This window comes from Thermosynechococcus sp. M98_K2018_005, assembly GCF_015295825.1.
In the GTDB taxonomy this organism is placed as follows: Bacteria; Cyanobacteriota; Cyanobacteriia; order Thermosynechococcales; family Thermosynechococcaceae; genus Thermosynechococcus.
The window spans coordinates 1-7,892 of record NZ_DVEH01000028.1; the positions used below are offsets into that span (position 1 = coordinate 1).

Annotated in this window: 11 protein-coding genes; 5 read left to right on the plus strand and 6 right to left on the minus strand. The window is 53.1% G+C overall.

The features are described from left to right. The 5 genes from IGQ15_RS03685 to prmA form a co-directional block, all read left to right on the plus strand. On the plus strand, positions 1-507 hold a 507-nt coding region (locus IGQ15_RS03685; RefSeq protein ID WP_363315773.1), incomplete at its 5' end, for an RAMP superfamily CRISPR-associated protein. After that, positions 470-925: a hypothetical protein gene (locus IGQ15_RS03690; RefSeq protein ID WP_297048756.1), complete on the plus strand. Its 456-nt coding sequence runs from the start codon at positions 470-472 to the stop codon at positions 923-925. The genes IGQ15_RS03685 and IGQ15_RS03690, both read left to right, overlap by 38 nt. Further along, complete coding sequence (locus tag IGQ15_RS11995) at positions 922-1,140, plus strand: DnaJ domain-containing protein (protein ID WP_363315774.1); 219 nt, start codon at positions 922-924, stop codon at positions 1,138-1,140. The genes IGQ15_RS03690 and IGQ15_RS11995 overlap by 4 nt, the downstream gene beginning before the upstream one ends. A 129-nt stretch (positions 1,141-1,269) precedes the next feature. Beyond that, positions 1,270-2,853: a phosphoglycerate dehydrogenase gene (gene serA / locus IGQ15_RS03695; RefSeq protein WP_297048757.1), complete on the plus strand. Its 1,584-nt coding sequence runs from the start codon at positions 1,270-1,272 to the stop codon at positions 2,851-2,853. An 8-nt stretch (positions 2,854-2,861) separates the two neighbouring features. After that, a complete protein-coding gene (gene prmA / locus IGQ15_RS03700; protein WP_297048758.1) occupies positions 2,862-3,761 on the plus strand; it encodes a 50S ribosomal protein L11 methyltransferase in 900 nt (299 codons plus the stop codon). 6 nt (positions 3,762-3,767) lie between these two features. Here the strand turns inward: prmA and IGQ15_RS03705 are convergent, their stop codons facing one another. The 6 genes from IGQ15_RS03705 to IGQ15_RS03730 all read right to left on the minus strand — a co-directional run. Beyond that, a complete protein-coding gene (locus tag IGQ15_RS03705) occupies positions 3,768-4,931 on the minus strand; it encodes a glycosyltransferase family 4 protein (RefSeq protein WP_297048759.1) in 1,164 nt (387 codons plus the stop codon). Positions 4,932-4,958: 27 nt separating this feature from the next. Further along, positions 4,959-5,756 (minus strand): ABC transporter ATP-binding protein, encoded by a 798-nt coding sequence (locus IGQ15_RS03710; RefSeq protein WP_297048760.1) that lies wholly within the window; start codon positions 5,754-5,756, stop codon positions 4,959-4,961. 12 nt (positions 5,757-5,768) lie between these two features. Beyond that, entirely contained in the window at positions 5,769-6,524 is a 756-nt protein-coding gene (locus IGQ15_RS03715; protein WP_297048761.1) for a HEAT repeat domain-containing protein, read from the minus strand. Between the two features lie 33 nt (positions 6,525-6,557). Further along, on the minus strand, positions 6,558-6,863 hold the full coding sequence (locus tag IGQ15_RS03720) for an urease subunit beta (RefSeq protein WP_297048764.1): 306 nt from the start codon (positions 6,861-6,863) through the stop codon (positions 6,558-6,560). Positions 6,864-6,898: 35 nt separating this feature from the next. Further along, positions 6,899-7,534 carry a pyridoxamine 5'-phosphate oxidase gene (gene pdxH, locus IGQ15_RS03725; protein WP_297048762.1) on the minus strand — a complete coding sequence of 212 codons (636 nt, stop codon included), beginning with the start codon at positions 7,532-7,534 and terminating at the stop codon, positions 6,899-6,901. Further along, positions 7,531-7,892: DUF2339 domain-containing protein (locus IGQ15_RS03730; protein WP_297048763.1), on the minus strand; the 362-nt coding region annotated here is incomplete at its 5' end. The genes IGQ15_RS03730 and pdxH, both read right to left, overlap by 4 nt.

Genomic DNA, 7,892 nt, shown 5'->3' on the forward strand with positions numbered 1-7,892 from the left:
CCGCCGAAATTGGGCATTATTTCGCCCCTAGACACGGTGAAAAGCCGCAATAAAAATCAACAACGGCAGATGCGGGGACACCCCGAAGCCGAGGTGCGTGCCACAGCCTTTAAGTCAATGCTACGATACCGGTTTCGTGCCTTTGCCCGAGGAGTGTTGCAGACAGCGGAAGTCCAACGCCTTGAGGGACTGATTTTTGGTGCAATTCAGCCACAACCGAAACATGGCTACCTGCGGGTGCGGGTTATTAACGGTGAAGTCACTCAACCTGAAGCACGCCCCAATCGGGAAGGTAAAAATGATCCCTGCGGTCAAGAAAAGGGGACGCTTGTGTTGGATGATTCCGCAGAAGTTCCTGATCCTGAAAAGGACACTTTAGCAGAGTTGGTAAAAAATTTACTGTGGCTGACGTTTCACCTTGGCGGTATTGGTCAAGGGGCGCGTCGTCCCTGCTACTCACGTAAAAATTGTGAGCAACCGCCGTTGTGGCGAGGATCTGATTTCTGAAAATGAGGATACCTTTTGGGAACTCCCCGAGAGGGTCAAGAAATTCAAACAAAAATTTCAAGAGCGACTTCAGCAGTTTTACAAAGCTTTAGGTGAGCTTGCTGGACAAACTTTGCAGCCTACTCGTCTCTTGACAGTTTGCGAAGTCTCTGAAAATCGATGGTCAGAGGCGATCGATGCTAATTGCCGCATTGTTGTGTGCACTGGCGAAGAAGAGTTTGATAAGCCTTTTGCTCTAGCAATCCTTCATAGTGAAGATTTGAAAGTCCTTCATCGACAAGCCTCAAGAGATTATAACGAAAACCTTTGTGGAAAAGGAAGTCAGCCCTCTCCAGTCTGGATTGCTAACTTAGGCGATTACCAAGTCGTGACTGTTTTCAGGGCAACTGTTTCTCCTCGCAAAAACTACTTGGATTGACTGCAAGAGGAGGCTACAGAGTATGTTCAGATTTTCCCTTTGCAACCATCTACTACGACATTCTTGGCTGGCAGCCGGGTGCTTCCAAAGCAGAGATGAAGGAAGCCTATCGTCGCCTCCGCCAAGAGTGTCACCCGGATCAGCTCCCCCCTGATACGCCTAAAAAAGCACGGCAAATTGTGGTGTCCCGTTTTTTGCTTGGGTTTCCGTTCTAGGGTTCAGGGAATTACAGCCTTACCCTGCAAAGGGGATTGTTAGCCTAGTGCCGACTGCAAAAGCTTCCATTCTAGTGGAGGCAGGATGTGCTAATATAATGAGTCTCGCATTATACATAGTGTTTAGGTATGCCCAAAGTTCTGGTTTCCGATCCCATTGAACAGGTGGGGCTTGATTTGCTTGCCCAAGTGGCACAGGTGGATGTCAAAGTTGGCCTCTCAGAGGAAGAACTGATCAAAATCATTCCCGAATACGATGCCCTGATGATTCGATCGGGAACCAAGGTCACGAAGGACGTGATTGAGGCAGCTAGTCAACTGAAAATTATTGGCCGGGCTGGGGTTGGCGTAGATAACGTGGATGTGCCTGCGGCCACCCGTAAAGGGATCATGGTGGTCAACTCCCCAGAGGGCAACACCATTGCTGCTGCGGAGCACACCTTGGCGATGATGCTCTCCCTTGCTCGGCATATTCCCGATGCGAATGCTGCGGTGAAAGCAGGTCAATGGGATCGCAAGCGCTTTATGGGTGTAGAGATTTACAAGAAAACCCTTGGCATTATTGGCTTGGGCAAAATTGGCTCCCATGTGGCCACAGTTGCGCGGGCAATGGGGATGAAACTCCTTGCCTATGACCCCTATCTTTCAACGGAGCGAGCCGAACAACTGGGCTGCCGCCTTGTGGAGTTGGATGTTCTTTTTGCGGAGTCGGACTTTATTACGCTGCACTTGCCGAAGACCCCAGAAACGCAGCATCTGATTAACGCCCAAACCATTGCCAAGATGAAGCCCACAGCCCGTATTATTAACTGTGCGCGGGGCGGCATTATTGATGAGGCAGCGCTTGTAGAGGCGCTCAAAACCGGTAAGCTGGCGGGGGCTGCCCTCGATGTCTTTGAAACTGAACCCCTTGAGGCGGAGTCTCCACTGCGTGCTTTGGGAATGGAAGCCATCTTGACTCCCCACTTGGGGGCTTCCACGGAAGAAGCACAGGTGAATGTGGCCATTGATGTTGCCGAACAAATTCGCGATGTGCTCCTAGGGTTGCCGGCGCGATCGGCAGTGAATATCCCTGGTTTGCGCCCAGATGTCCTTGAGAAACTAGCCCCCTATATGCAGTTGGCGGAAACCCTCGGTAACCTTGTGGGGCAATTGGCTGGTGGTCGGGTCGAGTCTCTGGAAGTCCGTTTGCAAGGGGAACTGGCTACCAATGACAGTCAACCAATTGTGATTGCCGCTTTGAAGGGGCTACTCTCACCAGCGCTGCGGGAGCGGGTCAACTATGTGAATGCTGGGTTAGAAGCCAAGGAACGGGGAATTCGCGTTGTCGAAACCCGCGATGAGTCGCAGCGGGATTATGCGGGGTCGCTGACATTGATTGCCAAGAGTCCCTCGGAAACCCGCTCGGTGTCTGGTGCGTTGCTGGCTCACAGTGAATTGCGGATCACCAGTATTGATGACTTTCCCATTAGTGTGGCACCAAGCCGTTATATGCTGCTGACGCTGCACCGCGATATGCCTGGCATTATTGGTAAAATTGGCACCCAGTTGGGGAGCTTCAATGTCAACATTGCCAGTATGCAGGTGGGACGCAAGATGGTACGCGGCAATGCGGTGATGGTGATTAGCTTGGACGATCCCCTACCCGAAGGCCTCTTGGAGGAAATCCTCAAGGTCCCCGGTATTCGTGATGCCTATATCGTGAATCTGTAGGCACGGTCGTGGTACAGCGTTGGTGGGAAATTACTGTCACTTGTCAAGCTGAGGCGGAAGAGCTGGTCTATTGGCGTCTTCAATCCTTTGGCTGCCAAGGTACGGCAACCCAGCAACAGCAGGGGCGGGTGTTGATCCAAGGCTATGTGCCACAGCAGCAGATGACCTTACTGGACATTGCTGCCCTAGGAGTTTGGATTGAGCAGGATGTGGTGGCGCAGGGCTATCTCTCGCCAAAACTCCACTGGCAGTTGGTGAATGAACAGGATTGGGCCCATAGTTGGCAGGCCTACTGGCATCCAATACCGGTGGGCGATCGCCTGCTAATTTGTCCCGCTTGGGAAATCCCCCCCCGGGACAACACCCGCTTAGTGATCAAACTGGATCCCGGCATGGCCTTTGGCACAGGCACCCACGAAACCACCCAGCTTTGCCTTGAGGCCCTAGAGATGCAATTGGATCAAACCTTTGAGCCACTGCCACCCACGGTGATTGCTGATATTGGCTGTGGTAGCGGCATTCTGGCGATCGCCAGCCTCTTGCTAGGGGCACAAAAAGCCTATGCCGTGGATACCTCGGATCTTGCGGTCACCGCCACCCACCGCAATGCTGAACTCAATGGCATCAGAGCCGACCAGTTGATTGTCCGCCAAGGGAGTTGGGAGCAAGTCCTCGAACTCGTCGATGGCGTCGTCTGTAACATTCTGGCATCAGTGATTATCGAGATTCTGCCCCACTTGCCAGCAATTGTAAAACCCAAGGGCTGGGGCATCTTTAGTGGCATTCTTTTAGATCAGGCGGATCGAGTGGCAGAACAACTGGAACAACAGGGCTGGAGCTTGGGCAGTGTCTGGCGACGGCAGGCATGGTGTTGTCTCAATGCTCGCTTTGAACGTTTGCCAGATTAGAGAACTCTAGCTTTTCACCTTGGCCGCGGGTCGCACCAAAGAATAGGAGGTCATCAGTTCTTGATAACAAGCCTCTAAGCGATCCAAGTTGTGACTCAGGCTATAGCGCTCAAGCACTCGTTTGCGGGCTTTGTCCCCCAGCAGGCGAATCATTTCCGGATGCTGGTAAAAAATAGGCAAGAGCGTTTGCAACTGGGTTTTCACATACTGGGGATTCAAGACAATGCCTGCCCCAGTGAGCACTTCACCGTCAGCACCAACATCGGTGGCCAAGCAGGCCAAGCCACAGGCCATTGCCTCTAGGAGCGACAGGGATAACCCCTCAATTTGGGAGGGCAGGATGAAAACATCACAGCCGCGTAGAATTTGTAGCCGCTTTTGATCATCGACAATCGAGCCAAGCCAGAGAATATTTTGCTCGGGGCCGTAATTGGCCATCAGTGAGGGCATCAATGCCCCTCCCCCCACCATCAGCAACTTACAATCCGGAGACATTTCTGCTGCACACCAAGAGCGCAGGAGTGCTTCAACATTTTTCTCAATGGCCATCCGCCCTTGATAGACATAGAGGTAGCGCGCCTTAAAGTCCTCTTTGGCCGTAGAAGGTCCCGGTGTATATTTGCGTGTATCCACCCCATTGGGAATGACTCGCAGCGTCTCAGCACCGACCCCAAGACGAATTAATAGTTCCTTTTGCGATTGGGAAAAGACAATCACGCGGTCATAGCGAGCCAAAAAGGGGGCATAGAGCTGGTAAGTCATCAAGGCGGTGCCCGCTGTTAGGGTACGATACTTTTCGCTGTAGGCAGGATGAAACGTGGCGACTAGGGGAATGTTTAACTCTTCGCAGATGTCGGGAAGAAAGAAATCGAGGGGGGAAAGAGTCAATGAGGCGTGAACAATATCGGGTTTGAGTTTCTTGAGGGATTCAACCAGAACTTTGTTGGCTCGCAGGGAGGGCAGAGTATAAACTTGCGACTTATAGAGGTAAGGGAGCGTCACATCTGGCATCTCCCCTTCGTTCTCAGCTTCCTGTTCATCCCCTTGGGCAAAATGCAGAAAGCTCACCTGATAACCGCGATCCAATAGTCCATTGGTAATCTCACGACTATAGGTGACATTGCCGCAAGGGGGAGATTTTTTGCCAAGCCATGCAATGTGTAAAGCCACGATTATTGATTCCTTTTTATACGTTACTTATAGAGCAGCGGTACCCACTTGATCAATGATGCGAATGGGGCCATTGACATCGCCGCTGAGAAACTGCCGCAGGTAGGGATTATCGGTCGTGCGGGCTTCGGCATGGGTGCCCTGCCAACAAATGCGACCTTGGTAGAGGAGAATCAGGCGATCGCCCGTGCGCTCAATTGTACTGTTTTGGTGGGTAACGACAACGTAGGCATGCCCCGTCTTTTCCCTTAATTCGCGAATCAGATCCTCGATCACTGTTGAGGCAATGGGATCTAGCCCTGCCGTTGGCTCATCGTAAAGCAGGAGATAGGGATCATCATCGGGGTCTTCCGGATTATTGACAATGGCGCGGGCAAAGCTGACTCGCTTGCGCATCCCCCCAGATAACTGGGCTGGGTAGAGGTCTTCCATGCCAGAAAGGCCGACCATCGCCAGTTTTTCACTGACAATTTCGCGAATGCGGGCTTCGGGTAAACGGGTGTGTTGGTACAAATAAAAACCGACATTCTCAGCAACTGTGAGGGAGTCAAAGAGGGCAGATTGCTGAAAGACCATGCTCATACGCAACCGACACAGCCCATCTTGGCGCAACCCTTGACGCCGTTCACCAGCCACATAAACTTCGCCTTTATCGGGAGCGAGTAACCCAGCAATAATCCGCAGAATCGTTGACTTGCCGGTGCCAGAGGGTCCGAGAATCACAAGGGCATCTTGGGGATAGATGACTAAATCCACATCATTGAGGACACGCTTATTGCCAAAGGCTTTGCAGACACCGCGCAGCTCTACCAGTGGTTCGGCCATCTGATGCATCCCCTAGCCAAAGGCTTCTAATTGCAGGTCTGCGATCGCTTGCAGTCCCCGTGCATCCCCCAGCTTAAACAGCGCTGCTTTGGCATCTTCTTGGACACCCATATCACTGTCCCGCAGGGCAATAATTAGTTGATCAATAGCTTGGGTGTAAAGAGGCCCAAGGGGAATTTTGCGACAGGCATGACCTAAGGCCCAAGCACAGTTACTACGCACAGCAGCGATCGCGTCCTGAGCCAAGGCAAGGGCAAGGGCAGGAATGGCAACCGTCGCCGCCTCTTCACTGGCTTCTGCGACTTGACCCAAGGAACTAGCCGCCCACAGACGCACGGCAGAAATATCCGTTTGCAGGGCACGAATCAAAGGATCAAGGGTGCGCCGATAAATTTCTGGCAAGGGAAAGCGGACGCCACAGTTACCCAAGGCCCAAACAATGCCTTTGCGGACATATCCATTCCAGTCCCGCTCCAATTGCTGAATGAGGGCATCCACCGCTGCCAAACTGGGGTTGCGGCCAAGGGCATAGGCTGCACTGACACGAACAAGGGGACAGGGTTCTTGCAGGAGATTGATGAGATAGGGTGTGGCGCGTTCATCCTGCAATTCGCAAAAGGCGCGAGCCGCCAACATCCGCTCCGTCACATCGGCGGAGGTCAGCAAAGGCAACATGGCTTCCGGATCGGGGCGATCGCTCTCCTCACTCGGCAGCGCCGCTAGTGCATCTTCCGAAGTGTCGAGAAGGGGGAAATCATTGTCATCCATACTGTTTAATCTACAGGATGCTTGGAGTCCCGACTAGAGCGCACCGTTGACTTCCCCCCGAAAACCATAGATTTGGCGACCGCCGCCAAAGGCTACCAGTTGCACCACCCGCTCATCCCCCGGCTCAAAACGAATGGCGGTGCCAGCGGGAATATCTAAGCGCATTCCTCGCGCCTGTTGGCGATCAAATTGGAGGGCAGGATTGACTTCGTAAAAGTGGTAGTGAGATCCCACCTGAATTGGGCGATCGCCCGTATTGGCCACCGTTAAAGTCACCGTTGGCCGGCCAGCATTGAGTTCAATGGTTCCCTCTGCGGGGATCAGTTCACCGGGAATCATGGGCATCTCAGCCGGTCTCTAAAGGTATCCCTATCCTAGGGGTAGAGGCGCACCCGCTGCCAGTGGTCTCCTTGGCGCCGATAGCACAGGCGATCGTGGAGGCGATTGGGTCGCCCTTGCCAAAATTCAATCAGGGTCGGCAGAACCCGATAGCCTCCCCAATGCTCTGGCCGGGGGACATTTTCACCGTAGCGGGCTTCCACTTCCGCAAGGCGGGCTTCCAGATCGGCGTAGGACTCTAAAACCTCACTCTGCTGGGATGCCCATGCCCCCCAACGGCTACCCAGGGGACGACTCTGGAAGTAGGCATCGGATTCCGCTGCACTAATTTGCTCAACAGTGCCTTCAATGCGCACCTGGCGTTCTAGCTCTGCCCACCAAAAGACAAGAGCAGCCTTGGGATGGGCAGCTAATTCTAGACCTTTGCGACTGCGATAGTTTGTGAAAAAGACAAACCCGCGATCGTCCACTTCTTTGAGCAACACCACTCGCGCAGCGGGCATACCATCAAGGCCCATCGTCGCTAGCGTCATTGCATTGGGTTCCGGTAATTCAGCGTTGACCGCATCCGTAAACCAGAGGCGAAACTGTTCGATCGCATCCTCAGCAGCCTCACTTTCGAGGAGACGTTGACGACGGTAATCACGGCGCAGATCAGCAATGCGGGTCATGGGTTTTCTTCGGACTCGTTTGTTGGGGTTTCTTCACTGATCCTAGAGGATTCCACGGGCGATCGCCGCCACAAGGCGCGGAAAAAATAGCTCAGCAGCAAAAAAATCAAACCAAACCCCATAAATAGCAGTACTCGCCACACCGCCGCAAGATTAATGAGATCAACGAAGAAAAGTCGCACCAAAGTAATGATCAGTGTGATTAAAGCCACAGTGCGCACCGCTGAGGTGTCCCGTCGCAACCCATAGATCAGCAGTCCGACGCCAAAGAGTCCCCAGACCAGGGTGGCTGCCCCCGTGCCAAAGGGCGCCAGTTCGTGTTGCATCCAGATCATTGTTACCCCATAGCCCAAAATCC